The sequence below is a fragment of the Butyricicoccus pullicaecorum DSM 23266 genome, from assembly GCF_900167005.1.
GTDB lineage: Bacteria > Bacillota > Clostridia > Oscillospirales > Butyricicoccaceae > Butyricicoccus > Butyricicoccus pullicaecorum.
In genome coordinates, this window is the sequence record NZ_FUXW01000004.1 from 136583 (window position 1) to 154442 (window position 17860).

The window sequence follows — 17860 nt, forward strand, 5'->3', positions numbered from 1 at the left end:
ACGCGCCAACGATCCGCGCGTCCGGGATGATCTGCAAGAGCTTCTTTCCACAATTCGGGCAGCACATCCATAATCTGTGTTGTGTTCTGCCTTGATTATATTTTACCACTCGGTTCCCTCCTCGTAAAGCGCCCGCGCGCGCGTTCTCCATTGTGATTCATAAGTTATACTGGGTTTCAAGCCCGAAAAATATAAGACCTTATGCTGTTTTTCTCGGTTTCGACCGTCTTGGCCTCGTCTTGCGTTCTGGTCGCCTATCCGGCAGCAGGTACTTGAGGTACTTGACCTCGCCCCACTGATTGACCATGCTGTCGCTGTCCAGCACGATCGCGCCCGGCGGTGCGCACAGCGTCACGTCATCCGGCACCCAGCCGCTTTCCCGTTCGGGCTTTTTCAGTCCCCGGCTTGGCGTCCAGCTGCGCAGGCCGTTCGGACTGCCGTGCTCCCTCGGCTCCTTGGTCAGGTACCCCGCCAGCGCCTCGTATCCGTAGGCGTCCACATACTCGATGTGCACCTCACCGTGCGGCCATAGGCTTTGCAGGGTTTCCAAGTCCCCGCCCGTGCCGTCGATCACGACATGGTGATGCAATCGCTTGTCGCCGTGCACGCCCTCGGTCACATAGACATAGCGCAGGGACTGACCGGCCAACCGGCGCGCCTTGCGCAGCTGCACCCAGAACCGCTTGATCTTATCCACCGCGCCGTCCCGATCATCCGGCAGATGATCGTCGTCATAGGTCAGGGTCACGACCAGATCGCGCGGCGTGAAGTTCGACGCCAGCAGTAGCTCGAGCTTTTGCCAGGCATATTTCATGTTCATCCGCTGACGCGCAGCCGAGCTGCACTTGGTCTTGGCTGCTCTGGCTTCTGGGCTATCCGATGGATGCACGGTCGAATACACCGCTGCGTACACCAGCCGCCCCGCCCGGATGACTTTTCTTCGTTTTGCCATCCCCTCTCCTTTCCGTGTCCAATTTGGACACTTTTCTGCAAAAGGGTATAAAAATGCGGGGCTCAGCCCCGCACAGTGCCTTATGCTATTGTTGTCCAGCCCCAAGTCTGGGCTGGGATGATTCCTTCTTTCTGTTATTTAATATAGCCGTTTTTCCGAATCTTGTCAAGCAAAGGGCGAACATTCGTTTTGGGTGCACAAAATGATACGGACAAATTTGGTAATTTTTCTACTTGCGGCGCTCGATCTTGAGCACCCACCGGTGCCACACATCCACGGACTGAACAATCTCCTTTCTAGGCTGGTTGCCTCTAGCGTCGAAGAAGTCACCGATCTAGTTTTGCGGGCAATGGCACAATGCATAAAATCTAATGGAATAATATTTATCGACAAAATTTTACAAATACCACCATTATAAAAGTATTTTCTTATGGTATAATGAAATTACCACTTTAGAAAGGAGCAATTAGAATGGCACAGCAGTTGGAAAACGAAAACATTTTGGAATCAGCTTATGTATCCCTGCATCCCGAATCACCGGAAGCCCTGAAAAATGCCCCCCAAAAAGATGCAGATGCACCGCCAGCAAATGCACTTACCGCTGAAACGCCCACTAAACCGTTATGGGATGTACCGACTGTCCCTTCTAGCTTTCTGCTATGGGTAGATGTAAACATGTCCATCAAGTTAAAAACCACGGATCATCCTGAAGGCGAATGGGTTACTCTGCTTTGTGATGACGAACCCAGCCCCCATCCATCCAGCGGTCGCTATTATTTCTGGGCATGGTGGAAAAGCTCCTGGAAGCATGACAAGAAAGTGTTAAAAGACAAAGGTATTGACATCCTCGATGAAGAATATTCTTGGCACGCGCCTTGTGCGATTGCCATTCCCTATGACAGCGTCGTACAAGACCCTTATCATCCGAGATAATAGCTATATTCCTATAAAATGACAAACAACCGCTTATAAAGCGGTTGTTTTCATATGCTCGGATGGTCATAGTGCTCCCCCCTTCTCAAAACGGCACATCGCTGTCGTCCAGCGGTGCGAAATCATCCGCGCCCAGCGCATCCTGGTCAACCGGCGGCAGCTCCGGCACCAGATCGCTGCCGTGCGCATGATCGCGGGCCTTCTTGGTCTCGCCGAATGTGACCTCATCGGTGTTGACCTCGATCGACACCCGCTTGTTGCCGTTTCTGTCCTCCCAGTTCCGAGACTGGAGACGGCCAGCCACGATGGCCATCATGCCCTTGGTGAACCACTGCTTGACGAAATCGCCCTGTTTTCCCCACGATACGCAGTCGATGAAATCGGTCTGCCGCTCGCCGTTCGGGCCTTTGCGATCACGATCAACCGCAAGAGTAAACGATGTAACAGCAATATTGGTCTGTGTGTAGCGTCGTTCGGGGTCGCGCACGAGGCGGCCTATCAAAATCGTTTTATTGAGCATGTATCATTTCCTCCTCTTTTTTGTGGGTTTGGTGATGGTCTTTCGACCGATGATGTCCAAAATCTTACCGTTCACGACCGGGAAGCACTCGCGGATGGGTTTCGACCAGCTGCCGTTCTTGAGCCTCGTGCGGTACTGTGCAACCACATAGCCGCGCCCGGGACGCTTCTTGACGTACCAGACAACGTGTCCGGTGACCGTTCCCCTGCCCGACGCCGGTTTGAAGGTCAGCTGGATGATTTTACGTTCTTTGAGCATGCTTGCCTCCTTGCTGGAATTCAGGGAACGGAATCTGACTCATATCAACATCGTGCCATTCGTTTGGATCTTGTTCCTGCGCGGCCAGCTTGCGATCCATCTTGATCGCGGTCGGCTGCCCGTCCACCTCGATAGTCTGCCAGTCGGTGTTAAGCTGCGTAAAATGCTGGTGTGCACCGTCAAACAGGAAGTCGATCTCCCCGCACACACCGCGCCGGTTCTTTGCGATGAACAGCGTGCGGAATCGGTCGGGATCGTCGTCGTCAATGTCGGTCGGACGGTACAAGAAGGCAACCACATCGGCATCCTGCTCGATCTGACCGGATGATCGCAGATCGGTGAGCTGAGGCACATCCCGATTGCCGCCCAGACGGCTGAGCTGCGACAGCACAATGCCGATCACGCCCTGCTGCCGGAACAGCACGGTCAGCTTGCGCGAGACATCGGTCACCCGATCGTACTCGCTCAGTCTCCGGTCATGGTGCTCAATCAGGCCGATGTAGTCGATGACCACTACCTCAGGCCGGTAGCGGACAATGTAGGCGCGGATGTCCTCGACGGTCATGCCCACCGCGTCCACATAGTCCAGCTTGCTTTGCCCGAATCTCTGCGCCGCGCGCACGAGCTTGGTCATCTGCTCCTGATCGATGTTCCAGTGCTGGATATCCGCATAATCGACGCAGGATTGCTCGGTCATCATGCGGTCAATGGTCTGATCCTCGTCAGTTTCAAACGAGAACAGCGTAACCCGCCGCGTGCGGGCGATGTACGAGGCAAGCTGCCATGCAAAAGCGGTCTTGCCCACCGAAGGACGGGCAGCTAACACGATGTACTCGCGTCCCTCGGCGAAAATGTGCTGGTTGAGCTTGTCAAAACCCCAGTCCAAGAACGTGCGCACGCCGGTCGGACGGCTCAAAAAGCGCTGCGCCATTTGGGATGCCGTGCGGCGGCGGTTTGCGCCGTCATTTTCGCTGAGCACGCCCACCAGCGCCTCGGCTTGGGCAAGCAAGGCTTTGCGGTCGTCACCGTGGTGCAGCGCAAGCTGCATTTTGTCCAGACTGTCTTTTGCCTTGGCCAGCGCCGCGCCCTCGCGCAGGATGGCAGCGTATTCCGGCCAGACCGCCGAGGTCGGCGTGACGAGTGCGATCTGCTTGCACAGTTTGAGCGCTTCATCCCCGCCCATGCGCCCAGCCACCGTGACCGGTGCAATGCTCAGGCCGTCGGAGAACAGCGCCAGCGCGGCCTCGAAGATGGCGCGGTGGTCACTGTGCAGAAAATCATCCGCGCGGACGGTCTGGAAGATCTCTGCCGCGCATTCCGGGTCATTGAGCAGCGAGCCAAGCAGCGTGCGCTCGGCCTCTAAGTACAAGGCGTCGTTCATAGCTTTCTCACTCTCCTGCTCTCAGCTGGTGCGTCCTGACAGTCTTTTTTGAGCCAGCTGAGCAGGGTTGCGTAGTGATCGCGGTAGCGCTTGCCCTTGGATTGCATGTAGGCCGACAGCGCCTCGATCTCGGCCGCGACCTGATTCGGCGTCCAGCGCGCGGTCAGGCGTGCAAGTTCATCGTCGGTCAGTCGGACATTGCCAAACTCGCCATATCCCTTGCGCCCGTCCTCTGCCGGTTTGACCGGTTCCTCCTGCGCGCGTGCGCCCTCTCTCTCGTCTTCTAACTGGTCTTCTAACTGCTCATTATATAGAGTGCACGATTTCGTGCACTGAGCTGCACCGTTTGGTACATTGCATTGCACCGTTTCGTGCATTGCATTGCACGATTCGGGTACGCCTATTTTCCAAGGCTCATAAGCCACGATCACAGCCTCGGTGACCGTGTACCATGTCGTGCGATCCCTGCGATCTTCGTTGTACTCCGCGGTCAAAATCAGGCCTTTTTCCTTGCACCGAGCAATGATGCCTTGCAGCTGTCGGCGCGTCCACCACGGGAAAATCTTCATCAGGGCGTTCATGGTATCATACGTCCAGTAATGACCGTCCCGGTAGTTTCTGCCGTTGGCTGCGTTATCTCGCACCCACCAGTACAGGCGATGCACGAAAATGGCCTCGGGCACGCCATACTGCTGGGCTAAATCCATATCAAATGCGTATTGCACACGTTCACCTCACATGTTCCAGCCAACCGGTGAGCGCGAGGCACAGGGCGAGCGGCACGCTCCACAGGACAATCCCCGCGAGGCACGCCAGCACGCCAATGTCCCCGGTATCACACCGGCCGACTTGTCCAAAAATGGCCACCATACACACGATGGCGGCAACTTTGCATACTGTTTTCATTTTGTACTCCTTTCGGGCAGGCGTCCCTGCGAGCCACCGCGCTTCCTGTCCCCTTTCTGTCTCCACCTTATCAGGTTTTGACCGGCACTTCCACCCGGCGCATGTCATATTGACATGTCCACCCGCATTTGGGCACGCCGCGACCAGCCGGTCATGCTTTCGCACTTTCCCGGCTGATTTTACGGCTTTTTGTTGACTTTTTCCCGCGTTTGGAGTACACTTAATTTGCTAAGATCGAGTGTATTCCAAAACTCTCACACGCCTTACCGGTTCAACTGGTGAGGCGTTTTTTCTTGCCCTGCGCCGGTCAGGGACAGGCTCAGGGACGCGGCAACAATCTCGCGCAGCTCGTCCATGATGCCGTTGTAGATCGGGCGCTCGTGCTCGTCGATGATGCCGTCCTCGGCGATCTCCAGCAGCGTCTCCACGCGGCCCTCTCGGGCAAAATTGCGCAGCAGCCGGAACAGCCGCATGGTGCATTGCTCGAGCGACCGCTCGCTCACTTCGGGCAGGATCTGACCGGCAGCGCTGGTCTTGAGATGCCGGTACGCCAGCGCCGGGTCGCGGTACAACTCGGCCATCATGGTCACCATCTCATCCGATGGACGGCGGCGGCCGGTCTCGTACATGCGCAGACTCTCGGTCGATATGTACAGCCGATCGGATGCCGCTTCCTGCGTCATTCCGGCACGCTCGCGCGCGGTTTGGTAGATGTTACGGCTCGGTTTCATCCTGTTTGTGCCTCCTTTCACGCGCTATAATCGAGGTATACGGTGTCACCGAGGCGCGGATGCAAGCCGGTGCCCGCATAATACCAATTCTCGTCAAAATCCTGTTCCAGCCGGGTCTCGATGGCATCCCCATCACGCACCAGCGTCAGCCTCTGCCCTGCATTCAGGCCGTCCGAGTAGGTGCCGTCGGCAAAGCGCACGACCGGCCGTCTGATCGACGGATCGTACAGCATGGTACCTCGTCTTTGTCTGGTCATGTTATCATCTCCTTTGCATCAGCAGCTGGCGCTCGTAACGGAACTCTTCGATCACATCCTGCGCATAGCGGATGAACTCATCCATCTTGCGCTCCAAGCCGTCCAGATCGGCCTGCGGCACCGTTCCGTGCTCATAGGCGATCAGGCGCTCGGCGTGGATGCGATATCGCCAGCGGCGCGTCTGCGGGTTGTAGATCGCTTCCCCGATCGGCAGCTTGCCCTCGCGCATAGCCACCGCAACACTCATCGCGTTCGGGTAGTTGCTGAGATATTCCGAGGCGATCAGCGGCGTCACGCGCGGCAGCGCCCGGATCTCTTCATCAGTCCAGTGTTTCTTGGGCATTGTCCTTCCCCTTTCTTGAAATTTATCTGTAAGTTGCTTCCTTTTATCTTTTTCGGTATGATAAAGACGAAAGGATGTGATTTTATGACACTTCAATCTGAATTACTGCTGCACAAACTTCGTAAAGCAGAAAGTTATGATGGACAGCTACTATTTATCGATTACGATAATCACCATATTAGCGGGCTCCACGAAGCTTCTGAATCATTTAAAACCGTTTCATTCGTTGAAAGACCCGAAGAAATGAAATCTGCACTTGAATACCTTCAAGACTGTCATAGGCTTATCATACATCCTCATTCCTATGTCGAGTTGCTACATACCGGTAGCCATATATGGCAAGCCAGACTTTCTTGGTTCGCAAACAGCATTTTACTCCCAATCTTTGTCTCTATTGCTACAACTTTAATCACCTTAGCTATTTCATCTTAAATCACACCCATAAACTTCATCGTCAACAATGACGCAATAACGCTAACTGCCGCACGGATTAACGTATCTCTCACGCGTTTCCCTCCTTTCTAGGCCCCAATATGTCTATTAGTTGCATAACTTCTCCTTTTCGTGTATGATAAACGCGAAAGGATGTGATCTGACATGGATTTGACGGTTGCACTCTCTTTAATTACGGCTATTACAGCCATTGCAGCGCCATCAATCACCGAAGTCATTCGATCAAAAAATACACTTAGAATAAAGCAGTTAGAAATTCATGAAACTGCAAAACGAGAGGCTTTCTCCCGTTTTTCAAACTCTCTTTCGCAATGGCAGCTTTTCCAGACAGACCGTGACCAAAAATGCATACAAGAAATTCTTTCTGGGATCTATGAAGCAGCTATATACTGTGACACTCCCACTCAAGAAGAATTGTATAAATTGATTGCTCTTATCAGAGAGGCTGAGGATAGTAAAAATTACGTTTCCGTAGAACAGCAATTTCAAGTCTGTATCACAAAAATTGGCTCTCTGAACCAATCCTTCGGTGACTCGGTTCATAAATAGCTACCTCTTACACTACATCAAAAATCTTTGGCATGATGCACAGAGAAATCAAAAACAACACCGCAAGCACATATGGGATATACCAAGTGAGAATGCGGGATTGAATTTTTACTAAACTGCACAGTGAGATACCTGTGGCAAAGTACGCAATCAAGATTCCTACCAGCAATTCATATCTCATGTTTCTCCCTCCATTCCTTGTCAGAAACTTTATTTGCTAACTGTGAATTTCATCGGTAAAAAAATATCCTCCACTTTCACAGACAGCAGATCTGCAATCTCGATCGCCGTTGATACAGGAATCATTCTTGCCCCTTTTTCATACTGACAATAGGTCGAACTTGCAATTCCTAACCTTTCAGCAAAGGCAGACTGTCCGATTCCTTTCTCTTTTCGCAGCTGTTCTAACTTGCTCATCATCTCACCTCATTTCACATATAGCAAATATTATGCTCCTATTATAGATTCACACTTAGCAAAAGTCAATAGTGTATTTCACGTTTTGCAAAGTTATGTTTTCATTCTGCAAAGATTGTGCTATGATTTTCACAAGGTGAGAATATAGCAGAAATGAGGTGATGCTGAAATGGGAATTGGTGATCGAATCCGAGCGCTAAGAACCAACACCGGTATGACACAGGTCGAACTGGCAAATAAACTCAATATCAGCAACAGCACCTTGTCGCAGTATGAAAGCGGCGCAAGGACACCCAGCGATGACATGAAGTTAAAAATTGCAGCCCTCTTCCAAGTCTCTACGGATTATTTGTTGAGTGGCGCAGTAAATACTGTGAACACAAAAGTAAAAGGCGTACAAATCCCCGTTCTGGGTGATGTCCGCGCCGGTTATCCGATGGAGGCCGTCGAAAACATCATCGATTACGAGGAGATCGACGAAGAAACCGCGCGTCGTGGTGAGTTCTTTGCCTTGCGTATTAAAGGTGACAGCATGGAACCTCGCTTTGTCGAGGGTGATGTCGTCATCGTCCGCAAGCAGGAAACCGCCGACAGCGGTGACATCGTAGTTGCTCTGGTCAATGGGGACAGCGCGACCATCAAGAAATTAAAGCGACATCAAAACGGTATTACCTTAATGCCGACTAATCCGACCTATGAGCCCATGTACTACTCTAACGAGGAAATCATGGAGCTACCGGTCACGATCTTAGGCAAGGTCGTAGAACTGAGAGCAAAATTTTAACTCTTGAGAGGATGTGTAATTCATGCCTAAATGCAAAAAGTGTGGTAAACGCGGCTTTTTCCTTCGTTTGAATGCAAGTGGCATTTGTGAAGAGTGTGAATTACACGATAAAATCCAGAGGCAAATTCAAGTCGAACAAGCCCAACGTCAAAGAGAAGAACTGCGCCAAAAGGCTTTGGAGCAGCAAAAAGAGCGAGAGCTACGCCTAAAAAAAGAAGAAGAGGAACGCGCTGCGCGTGTGCAGCAGATCATCGAAGAAAACCGTGAACGTGTCAAACGTGATCTTGCCATCAAGGAAAAAGCACGCGAAGCATTTGACCGTCAATTAGCATCTATTCCGATCTATTCCATCCCATATTCTTCTGAAAAAACAAAGCGGCGTGCGGTCTCATCAATGGGAGAAATCACTTATTCAAGAATCACTAAAAAGACAAGCTTTTCAAAGTTAGGGGACTTTGTCGTGGTTGATACCGAAACTACTGGCATAACCCTCTTATCGTCGAAGATTGTTGAACTATCTGCCATTCGTTTTGAAAACTTCCGACCAACCATGCTTTTTACAACTTTGATAAATCCTGAATGTACTATCCCACCAGAGGCAACAAATGTGAATCACATCACAGACGAAATGGTGAAAGATGCGCCTAAAATCTGGCAAGTAATGCCTGCTCTTCAAGATTTCATCGGTACTATGCCATTGGTCGGACACAACCTGCCTTTTGACCTAAAGTTCCTGTACAAATATGGACTTGATGTTCCTCAACCAAAGCAAAAATTTTATGATACATTGCAAATCGTACCGACTGTTCTAAGCAAAGCAAAATCCAAGTGGGATGCTGATCTGCAAGAACGGGTAATCAATTATGAATACAGCTTTGATGTAGAAGATTATAAACTGGGTACCGTTTGCGCGTATTATGGAATACATATATCAAATGCACATCGTTCTTCGGCAGACTGCCTTGCAACAGGACTTTTGTTTGCAAGATTAGCCCGAGCCAAAACTTTATAACTGTTTCTACTGAGACACTAGCTAAGGGGGATTTTGAATGGACTTCGTCGATCAATTACAGCAATTTGTAAAGAAGATCTCTGGCTTTAAGGACTCCATCACGACCGAAGAGGCGACCAAGACCTCGGTCATCCTTCCGTTTTTCCACCTGCTCGGCTACGATATTTTTGACCCCACCGAGTTCGTCCCGGAATTTGTAGCCGATGTGGGTATCAAGCGCGGTGAGAAGGTCGATTACGCCATCCTGCAGGACGGCAAGCCGATCATCATTATCGAGGCCAAGGCAATGGGCCGCAATCTGGAAAAGCATGATTCCCAGCTTTTCCGCTACTTCTCCACCACCTCGGCCAAGTTTGCCATTCTGACCAACGGCATCCGCTACCGCTTCTATACCGATCTGGAAGAAGCCAACCTCATGGACTCCCTCCCCTTCCTGGACATCGACCTGCTGCACCTGCGTGACGCACAGATCGAGGAGCTGAAAAAGTTCAAAAAGGAAAATTTCAGTGTCGCCCGTATCTTTGACGCGGCATCTGTACTCAAATATGCCGGAAAGTTCAAGGAAACGCTGTCCGAGCAGTTTGAAAATCCCTCAGATGAATTTGTGCGCTTCTTTTTGCAGGACGTATACGACGGTCGTATGACCCACTCGGTTGTCGAGAAGTTCCGTCCGATCCTCAAGGCATCCATGCAGGAATTCATCAGCGAGACCATGAACGACAAGATCAAGTCCGCGCTGTCTACGGCGAATGCAGCGCCCGTAGCACCCGCTGCACCTGCCAGCAAGGCACCCGCACCTGTTCCTGCGTCCGCTCCCGTCGAGGAAGAACCCGCGCCTGTCGTGGAAAGTGCGCCTGAGCCCACTGAGGAAGAAATGAACGCATACTATGAGCTGCAAAACCTGCTCAAGGATGACGTCAGTCTGGACTCGATTACATACAAAAAGACCGACTCCTACTTTGCCATTCTCTACCAGAACAACACCCGCAAATGGCTGTGCCGTCTGGTACTGTCCGACAATCAAAAGCTGGTCTATCTGCCCGACGCGGACAAGAATCCCATCCGCCGTCAGGTTGCCAATATTTACGAGCTGGCAAGCTATCGCCGGTACATCACCAGCGTGATTGCCCGCTACGGCGGTACGCTGCTGCGCCCGCTGGAACGCGAAGATCCCCCGATTTATCAGATTATTCTCAAGCGTCGCTTTCCCAAAAAGCAGCGCGTCTAATTGTCAGGAGGTGCCCCATGCCCTTACCCCTTGAAGAACACTACACATACAAAGATTACCTGTCCTGGGTGACCGAGGAGCGTTATGAGCTCTGGGAGGGTCAAGCCGTCATGCAGGCACGTCCATCCATCCAGCATCAGACAGTATCCGGCAACATCTTCTTTGCCCTGCGCGGCTTCCTCGACGGCAAGCCCTGCCGTGCGTTCCAGGAGATCGAAGTGCTGCTGCCGTCCTCGTCCAGCCAGAAGGCCGACGATGTGGATACGGTTTATGTTCCCGATCTCACCGTCGTGTGCGACCCGAGCAAGCTGCACCACCAGTATTGCATGGGCGCACCCGATGTGGTGTTTGAGATCCTGTCCCCTTCCACCGCTCGCGCCGACCGTATCGTAAAACTCAATGCCTACCAGCGCGCTGGCGTGCGTGAGTATTGGCTGGTCAGTCCGCTTGAAGAGACCGTGCAGCTGTTCACGCTGGATGGCGGCACCTTCCGGGCATCGGATATCTTCACGCCCGGCATGTCGGTCACCTCGACCGTGCTGTCCGGATTCTCGGTGGACGTATCCAAAATCTTCCGATAACGCAAAAAATCCCGCCCTGTGACCGGGGCGGGAAAAATATCATGCTTATAATCGAACAAATATTTGTTTTTATGTAAAAAGAGGTGAACCCATGCGAAACCCGAACGGCTACGGCTGTGTTTATAAGCTATCCGGCAAGCGGCGCAAGCCATTTGCCGCGCGCGTGACGATCGACTGGACGCTCAAGGACGGACAGCAGACCGCGACCCAAAAATACAAATCGCTCGGCACCTTTGCCACCCGGGCGGAAGCGCTGTCCGCGCTCGCGGCCTATCACGACGATCCGCACGCGATTCCCGGCTCGATCACCTTTGCACAGCTCTACGATCGCTGGTCGGACCGGAAATTCACCAAGATCAGCGACAGCACGGTCAAGAGCTACAAAGCTGCATACAACTGGTGCGCGGCGCTCTACGATCTTCCTTTTGCATCGCTCAAGACCGATCATCTGCAATCGGTCATTGATGGGTGCACGGCCGACTGGCACACCAAGAAGGCGATCAAGACCCTATTCAATCAGCTGTTCAGCTACGCACTGGAAAACGATCTGGTCGGTAAGAACTATACACAATTTGTCGATCTGGGCGGCTCTGCTCCGGCCACTACCCGACGGCCGTTTACGCGCAAGGAACAAAAGCTGCTGTGGCAGCATCTGGGCGATCTGGACTGGATCGACACCGTGCTCATTATGATCTATACCGGCTGGCGCATCGGCGAGCTGCTGGCCATGCGCACGGATGACGTCGATCTGACCGAATGGACCATGCGCGGCGGCTCCAAGACCGAAGCAGGCAAAAACCGACTGGTTCCCATCCATTCCCGCATCCGTCCGCTGATCGCGCGGCTGTATGATCCCGGCCGGGAATACCTTATCCCCTCCCCTGACGGCAACCGTCCGTTGTCCTATTACACCTATCGGGATGTGTACTTCCGTCGGGTCATGGAGCAGCTCGGCATGCCCGACCACCGACCGCACGACTGTCGTCACACCTTCGCCAGCGAAGCCGACTCGGCAGAGATGAACAAGCTGTGCATCAAGCGCATCATGGGACACGCCTCACAGGACATTACCGATCGGGTTTACACGCACAAGACCATCGAAGAGCTGCGACGGGAAATTGAGAAGATCCCTTAAATCTTGTATATTGTTTGTGTATTTTATGTATATTGTCATGGACTCCCGCGTAAAATCCACATACTTTCAGGCATGAAAAAAGCACCCAAAACAAGCGTTTTGGGTGCTTTTGTTGTACAAACCAGAGTTCTGATAAGCGATAATTTAGCGCTTGGAGAACTGCGGAGCGCGACGTGCAGCCTTGAGGCCGTACTGCGCTCGTTTTTGAGCCGTTTTTCCTTGGTATTTCGGGCTTTTCCGGACTTTTCGCTGTTCAGTTATCCTATGTGGTAACCACGGAAAATGGCTGTTTTTCAATCAGCAGCGTTCTGATGAAAAGCACCGTTTACTACACTGAACAACTCCTCTGGCTTATTATACTTGACCTTAGCATAGATGTCCATAGTTGTTTTGCTGTTTTCATGTCCTGCAAGATACTGAACCGTCTTGGGATCAACTCCGGCATAAAGCAGGTTCGTGATGTATGTGTGCCGGAGCTGGTGTGGGGTCACATCAAAATCCAGCGTATATTTGATTTTGGGTTGATTCCTCTGTGTCATGCCCAGCGTTGGTGTAACCGTGTACTTGATGCTCTGCCCATTCACATACTTATAGTAGTTGCGCGGCTTGGTAGACCGAACAACTACATACTGCCATACCCTTTGAAATTGCGATGCAGCTAACGGCTGTCCTTCGCTATCCGAAATCACATAGTCCGACTTTGATGCTGTTTTGGCTTCACGCAGGCAGTCCACCAAGCACTTGGGAATCGGAATATCCCTTTTAGCCGCCTTGGTCTTTAGAACAGTGGAAATCACGGGTCTGTTATGTTCCGTGCGCCATGCTCGCCTTACCGAGATATAGGGAGTAGACTCGTCCAGGAATACACAGTCCCATTGCAGCGCAAGGATTTCTTCCCGGCGCAGACCGGAATATAACCCAAGCATAATGAACAAGTAGGGAGGAAGCTCCCTGACCGTATCCAGAAGCACTTCTACCTGCTGATCTGTCAATGCCTCCCTCTTTTTCGCTGGCTTTCCGCCCTTTCCCGATATTCCTACACAGGGGTTATGCTCAAGTATCTGGCTGCGCTCTGCCGAGTAGAAAATACACTTGAGAAGCATATTTACTGTGCTGTATAACCCCTCCGATTTTTTTGACAGCGGTACAAGCGCCAGCCGAATATCATCTGCGGTCACTTCTTCCATATACATCTCACCCAAAGGCTTAATGATATAGTTCTTCATGTCAGCAGTATATCCTCTCAATGTAGAAGCAGATACCTTTGCCGACTGCATCAGCAGCCACTTCTGACAATACTCGGCCACTGTCGGATGCTGCCGACGAAAGATGATCTCCTCCACCTGTCGCCGCGCTTCTAATTGCTTCTCATATAATTCTTCGCAAGTAGCAGCATACAAACTCACCTGCTTGCCATCTGCGTCCATGATCCGGGTTCTGTAATACTGGATTCCTTTTTGCATAATGGTTCCGTACTGCGGAACCTCTGTTTTCATTTTCGCCATCTTTGACCTTCCTTTCCTGATAACGTGCAGTTTCCGTATCTACACTCTCTTTTTATCAGAAAGTACAGACTTAATCAAAGATACGGCCTATGTAAAGCAAAGAGCGAGACATCCTTGCCTCGCTCCTGCTTCGTTTTCGCGTTTGTTATTTTATGCTCACACTGAATCCCATTGCGAAAATGCGTTACCCATCGTTCTGACCAGCTCATCCGGCCTGTTGTATTTGACCTTTGCGTAAATGTCCATGGTAATTTTGCTGCTTTCATGGCCTGCCAGGTATTGCACCGTTTTGGGGTCTACCGACGAATGAATCAGATTCGTGATGTAGGTGTGTCGCAACTGATGCGGTGTTACTTCAAAGTCCAGGCTGTAAACAACATTACCGTTATGCGCCGCCTTTTCTCCAAGAACAGGTGTGACCGTATGCTTTACCCGCTTTCCATCCTCATATCGGTAGTAGGACCGTTCCTTGACTGTTCTGGTGACAACATACTGCCACAGCCGCTTAAACTGCGTATAGGACAGCGGATCGCCGTCCCGGTTCGGCACCACATACTCCGAAGTCGAATTTTCCTTTGTCTCTTTCAGGCACTCAGCCAAACAGGTCGGCAGTGGAATATTTCGCTCGGCAGCCTTCGTTTTTAATTCTTCCAGAATCACCGGCCTGTTGTTTTCTGTATGCCATGCTCTCCGCACTGTTAAATAAGGAAAGTTTCCATCAAGATAGACCGAATCCCATTTCAGGGCGAGGATTTCTTCCCGCCGCAAGCCTGCGTACAATCCAAGCATCACAAACACATAGGTTGGCAGTCCTTCCACCGCATCCAATAAGCGCTCGACCTGCTCGTCTGTCAGCGCCGCTTTATCTTTCTGCGGAACGCCGCCACCCTTTGTCGTTAGATAGATCGTCGGGTTATTATCTATAATCCGGCTTTCCTTTGCTGCACGGAAAATAGATTTATACAGGATCACGACCGACTTATATACCGATGCAGATTTTTTTGAAACAGAGACAAGTGCAAGCTGAATATCATCCAGGCTGACCTCTCCCATCCGCTTATCACCTAATTCCGCAATGATATGACGCCGTACCTTTGAGGTATAGTCCGTCAAAGTCGTGGTACGAACATGAACAGACTGCATCAACAGCCATTTCTCACAATACTCTGCAACCGTGGGTGTTTTTCGATGAAATGTGGCGTTCTCAATCTGCTCCAACGCAATCGTTTCCTTATTATAAAGTTCTTCGGGCGTTCTTGCATAAAGGGCAACGAGTTTTCCATCTGCATCTTTGATTCTTGTTCTGTAATACAGGACACCTTTTTTTATAACCGTTCCATATTCAGGAATTATCATTTTCCTTTTTGCCAATTCCGTCACCTCCTAAAATAATCTCCAGCGCTGTATCTTTGTTTTATCAGAGATCTTCAGTTCCAGCAAGGATACGGATTGGCTCATGCTCCGGCGTTCCGGGTCTTGCGGTAAGTCGCATTCTTTTCCATCGGTTTTGCCCGGTGGGTGCATTTTGCGATATACTCCTGAAGGCCCATATCAGTAAAATATACACAACCGTTCTGCACATACTGAACATAAGAAATCAAGCCGTTGTTACGGGCCGCATCCAAGGTCGCAATGCTGATTCCCAGGATTCTGGCAGCTTCTTTTCGTGTAATCAGTTTTTCCATAAATCATATTCCCTCCATTCCGTCAAGGTTGTCATCGTGCTTTCAAAATCACATGAATGCACTGGCAGCCGAAACTGCCAGTGCATGGTATCTAACTTTGAAAAGAAAACTGCATCTGGATGATGACCTGTTGTTGCTTACGGTAACCGGACGCAGCTCTCTTGAATTTGAAGTTCGCTTTCGCCACATTTGCCACGCATCCCTGACGATGGGGACATTCCCGGTCTCCGCTGGCGCGGATGTCATAACTCCGCAGCGTCGTTTTACTCGTGCGCCGCAGGGTTCCGCCTCAAGTCCGTGGGCGGGTGTGAACAAGTATCTTTAAGCCCCCATGGAGTCCTCGCGCTCGAAGTGCCACCTCCGGGTCTCAGGCTGGCGTTGATCGCTGGGAACAGCCTTGTTTATCACCTCCTTGGCTGTCCATCTTGGCGGCGCGCCTGATTCGCTCGTACATGGGTTATGTACCAGAAATGCCGTCTATTCAATTGTCAAAGTACCATCGAAGGGGAAAACTTGTCCTTCTATTAACACTGACAAAAGGGGCAAAAAACAGGCGCTTCAAATGAAACTTTATCAAAAAATTTTTGCCAACTGTTTCAGCCCACGCCGGATGCTGTCACGGACACGGCTCGGATCTACACCTTCGGCTCCGGCAATCTCATTTACGCTCATCCCCAGATAGTACCGAGCATAAATTCTTTTTGCCTGTTTCTCCGGCAAAGCCATCACGGCGGAGTAAATCTGCTCGCGCAGCTGCTTTTCCTCCAGAAGCATCTCCGGCGTCTCCAGCTTTCGCAGGACCGCATTTTCAATTCCATTCTCACAGTCCAGGGAGTACTGCGCCTTATAGCGATACATTTTTCGCTCATAGGCTGCTTCAGCTCGCTCGTCAGACTGAAACACCGCTTGTACTTCATCGGTTACTTCCAAAAAGGCATCGGTTTTATAAACATCGGGATACAGATCCCGAAGATTGACTTTCTTCATTATGTACCTCCATTTCGATTCACGGGTGATTAGCGGGTGAATCGAATGGAGGCGGGGAACGGCATCGAGGCCGTTTGGGGACATTCGGCAAAAAACGACAAGCAAAAGCGCCAGTCTCCCATTCCAGGAAACTGGCGCAACAAAAAAGATCATTATTATTCCGGTTTGCGCAGAACGATAATACCGACAGGTTGCCGAACTGCCCCGGAGGGGAAGCTACACTTTTTTTAGCAAGTGAAGATTATGAGAACTGTAAAAGGTTAAAACAAACAAAGCGGCATCCTCCTATATGCCGCTGTAAATAACCTTTCTGTCTACGCAGTATAAAGCGGCAGCTATTCAGCAAGCCGCGTTTTCATTGAACCATTACTCAATTAACAGCTGCTCGCCATTATTGAGAGCTATGGTATAGAACAGAAAGCAAGATTTACTTTAGATTTATACAAGATTTGCACAAGAAATACCTATACTTCGAATTTGTAGCCTATTCCTCGAATGCTTTTAATATGTTCTGATGCAGTTTCCGAACTTTTTAACTTTTTCCGTAAATTACTTATATGGCTTGAAATCGCATTGCGTGAATAAAACGAAAAATCATCATGCCAAACAGAATCCATTATCATTTCATAAGTATAGACTTGCCGTTGATTCATAATTAGCAGCGCAAGAATATCAAACTCTTTTTCGGTCAAATCAATGCATACCCCAGCTATCTCTACAGACCTGTACTCTAAGCAGAAAGACAAGTCTTTCACAGTGATGATTGTTAGCGGTCTTCTTTTATCTTTTGGTATTTTCAAACAATTTCTCATACTATTTTTCTCTGAAAACATTTCTACCATAGGATGATTATAGGTATGTAAATATTGAGCAGCACCAAAATGGACACATGCATACCGCTGTTCCTCCGAATATGAAGGTGGCACAACAATAATTGGTACCGCACGTTTTTGTCTCAAGATATCCAAATCGTCTTGTGGAATCACATCAGAGCAAATAGCTACGCATATATATTCTTTAAAAGACAGCATTGCGGCCGCTTGTTTAATATTATCAGCATAGTCAAATTCAATTTCAAATTCTTTCCATCGGCCAGCAGTAACCTCATATTCATTATAGGCGTATCCTACGCCCAATACATGCGGAACCATATGTTCACCTCCTACTACTTCTAGCAGACAGTTCAAAGCTGCCGAGCATAAGTTACCCGGCAGCTCTAAACAAAACTATATTTTTCTATGAT

Annotated in this window: 24 protein-coding genes; 9 read left to right on the forward strand and 15 right to left on the reverse strand. The window is 50.4% G+C overall.

Features of this window, described 5'->3' with window-relative positions:
• Nucleotides 1-199: 199 nt before the first annotated feature.
• Nucleotides 200-952, reverse strand: a complete 753-nt coding sequence (locus B5D52_RS09730) for a rolling circle replication-associated protein (RefSeq protein WP_016147184.1) — start codon at nt 950-952, stop codon at nt 200-202.
• Between the two features lie 471 nt (nt 953-1423).
• Here B5D52_RS09730 and B5D52_RS09735 point away from each other — a divergent pair, with 471 nt between their 5' ends.
• Nucleotides 1424-1885 (forward strand): hypothetical protein, encoded by a 462-nt coding sequence (locus tag B5D52_RS09735; RefSeq protein WP_016147185.1) that lies wholly within the window; start codon nt 1424-1426, stop codon nt 1883-1885.
• Between the two features lie 85 nt (nt 1886-1970).
• Here B5D52_RS09735 and B5D52_RS09740 read toward each other — a convergent pair whose 3' ends face one another.
• The 7 genes from B5D52_RS09740 to B5D52_RS09775 all read right to left on the reverse strand — a co-directional run bounded on the left by B5D52_RS09740 (nt 1971) and on the right by B5D52_RS09775 (nt 6281).
• Nucleotides 1971-2405: a single-stranded DNA-binding protein gene (locus tag B5D52_RS09740; RefSeq protein ID WP_016147186.1), complete on the reverse strand. Its 435-nt coding sequence runs from the start codon at nt 2403-2405 to the stop codon at nt 1971-1973.
• 3 nt (nt 2406-2408) lie between these two features.
• Nucleotides 2409-2663: a hypothetical protein gene (locus B5D52_RS09745; protein ID WP_016147187.1), complete on the reverse strand. Its 255-nt coding sequence runs from the start codon at nt 2661-2663 to the stop codon at nt 2409-2411.
• Entirely contained in the window at nt 2647-4044 is a 1398-nt protein-coding gene (locus B5D52_RS09750; protein ID WP_016147188.1) for a replicative DNA helicase, read from the reverse strand. Before B5D52_RS09750 ends, B5D52_RS09745 begins: the two co-directional genes overlap by 17 nt.
• Entirely contained in the window at nt 4041-4751 is a 711-nt protein-coding gene (locus B5D52_RS09755) for a hypothetical protein (RefSeq protein WP_147535093.1), read from the reverse strand. The genes B5D52_RS09750 and B5D52_RS09755 overlap by 4 nt, the downstream gene beginning before the upstream one ends.
• 462 nt (nt 4752-5213) lie before the next feature.
• On the reverse strand, nt 5214-5681 hold the full coding sequence (locus tag B5D52_RS09765) for a helix-turn-helix domain-containing protein (RefSeq protein ID WP_016147191.1): 468 nt from the start codon (nt 5679-5681) through the stop codon (nt 5214-5216).
• 17 nt (nt 5682-5698) lie between these two features.
• On the reverse strand, nt 5699-5938 hold the full coding sequence (locus B5D52_RS09770; protein WP_016147192.1) for a DUF5348 domain-containing protein: 240 nt from the start codon (nt 5936-5938) through the stop codon (nt 5699-5701).
• A gap of 4 nt (nt 5939-5942) precedes the next feature.
• The gene (locus tag B5D52_RS09775) at nt 5943-6281 is read right to left on the reverse strand and encodes a hypothetical protein (RefSeq protein WP_016147193.1); all 339 of its coding nucleotides are present in this window, start codon (nt 6279-6281) and stop codon (nt 5943-5945) included.
• Between the two features lie 84 nt (nt 6282-6365).
• On the opposite strand from B5D52_RS09775, the gene B5D52_RS15935 reads away from it, so the two are divergent.
• Nucleotides 6366-6713 carry a hypothetical protein gene (locus tag B5D52_RS15935; protein WP_073993863.1) on the forward strand — a complete coding sequence of 116 codons (348 nt, stop codon included), beginning with the start codon at nt 6366-6368 and terminating at the stop codon, nt 6711-6713.
• A 165-nt stretch (nt 6714-6878) separates the two neighbouring features.
• Entirely contained in the window at nt 6879-7283 is a 405-nt protein-coding gene (locus B5D52_RS09780; protein ID WP_040332504.1) for a hypothetical protein, read from the forward strand.
• A 7-nt stretch (nt 7284-7290) separates the two neighbouring features.
• On the opposite strand, the gene B5D52_RS16120 is transcribed toward B5D52_RS09780, so the two are convergent.
• Both B5D52_RS16120 and B5D52_RS09785 read right to left on the reverse strand, forming a co-directional pair.
• Complete coding sequence (locus B5D52_RS16120; protein ID WP_016147195.1) at nt 7291-7464, reverse strand: hypothetical protein; 174 nt, start codon at nt 7462-7464, stop codon at nt 7291-7293.
• A 29-nt stretch (nt 7465-7493) separates the two neighbouring features.
• Nucleotides 7494-7703 (reverse strand): helix-turn-helix transcriptional regulator, encoded by a 210-nt coding sequence (locus B5D52_RS09785; protein WP_242825620.1) that lies wholly within the window; start codon nt 7701-7703, stop codon nt 7494-7496.
• A gap of 166 nt (nt 7704-7869) precedes the next feature.
• On the opposite strand from B5D52_RS09785, the gene B5D52_RS09790 reads away from it, so the two are divergent.
• The 5 genes from B5D52_RS09790 to B5D52_RS09810 all read left to right on the forward strand — a co-directional run bounded on the left by B5D52_RS09790 (nt 7870) and on the right by B5D52_RS09810 (nt 12440).
• The gene (locus B5D52_RS09790; protein ID WP_016147197.1) at nt 7870-8484 is read left to right on the forward strand and encodes a LexA family protein; all 615 of its coding nucleotides are present in this window, start codon (nt 7870-7872) and stop codon (nt 8482-8484) included.
• A gap of 22 nt (nt 8485-8506) precedes the next feature.
• Complete coding sequence (locus B5D52_RS09795; protein ID WP_016147198.1) at nt 8507-9496, forward strand: 3'-5' exonuclease; 990 nt, start codon at nt 8507-8509, stop codon at nt 9494-9496.
• A gap of 37 nt (nt 9497-9533) precedes the next feature.
• Nucleotides 9534-10724, forward strand: coding sequence for a type I restriction endonuclease (locus B5D52_RS09800; RefSeq protein WP_016147199.1), 1191 nt, complete (start codon nt 9534-9536; stop codon nt 10722-10724).
• Between the two features lie 17 nt (nt 10725-10741).
• On the forward strand, nt 10742-11305 hold the full coding sequence (locus tag B5D52_RS09805) for a Uma2 family endonuclease (protein ID WP_016147200.1): 564 nt from the start codon (nt 10742-10744) through the stop codon (nt 11303-11305).
• A 91-nt stretch (nt 11306-11396) separates the two neighbouring features.
• Complete coding sequence (locus tag B5D52_RS09810) at nt 11397-12440, forward strand: tyrosine-type recombinase/integrase (protein ID WP_016147201.1); 1044 nt, start codon at nt 11397-11399, stop codon at nt 12438-12440.
• A gap of 293 nt (nt 12441-12733) precedes the next feature.
• Here the strand turns inward: B5D52_RS09810 and B5D52_RS09815 are convergent, their stop codons facing one another.
• The 3 genes from B5D52_RS09815 to B5D52_RS09825 all read right to left on the reverse strand — a co-directional run bounded on the left by B5D52_RS09815 (nt 12734) and on the right by B5D52_RS09825 (nt 15630).
• A complete protein-coding gene (locus tag B5D52_RS09815) occupies nt 12734-13945 on the reverse strand; it encodes a tyrosine-type recombinase/integrase (protein WP_016147202.1) in 1212 nt (403 codons plus the stop codon).
• Between the two features lie 156 nt (nt 13946-14101).
• Entirely contained in the window at nt 14102-15316 is a 1215-nt protein-coding gene (locus tag B5D52_RS09820; protein WP_016147203.1) for a tyrosine-type recombinase/integrase, read from the reverse strand.
• Between the two features lie 83 nt (nt 15317-15399).
• Nucleotides 15400-15630 (reverse strand): hypothetical protein, encoded by a 231-nt coding sequence (locus B5D52_RS09825; protein WP_016147204.1) that lies wholly within the window; start codon nt 15628-15630, stop codon nt 15400-15402.
• Nucleotides 15631-15727: 97 nt separating this feature from the next.
• Here B5D52_RS09825 and B5D52_RS16365 point away from each other — a divergent pair, with 97 nt between their 5' ends.
• A complete protein-coding gene (locus B5D52_RS16365; RefSeq protein ID WP_162610247.1) occupies nt 15728-15955 on the forward strand; it encodes a hypothetical protein in 228 nt (75 codons plus the stop codon).
• 248 nt (nt 15956-16203) lie between these two features.
• Here B5D52_RS16365 and B5D52_RS09835 read toward each other — a convergent pair whose 3' ends face one another.
• Together B5D52_RS09835 and B5D52_RS09845 are read right to left on the reverse strand one after the other, a co-directional pair.
• Nucleotides 16204-16617, reverse strand: a complete 414-nt coding sequence (locus tag B5D52_RS09835; RefSeq protein ID WP_016147205.1) for a sigma factor-like helix-turn-helix DNA-binding protein — start codon at nt 16615-16617, stop codon at nt 16204-16206.
• Nucleotides 16618-17081: 464 nt separating this feature from the next.
• Complete coding sequence (locus B5D52_RS09845) at nt 17082-17768, reverse strand: winged helix-turn-helix domain-containing protein (protein WP_016147206.1); 687 nt, start codon at nt 17766-17768, stop codon at nt 17082-17084.
• Nucleotides 17769-17860 lie beyond the last annotated feature (92 nt).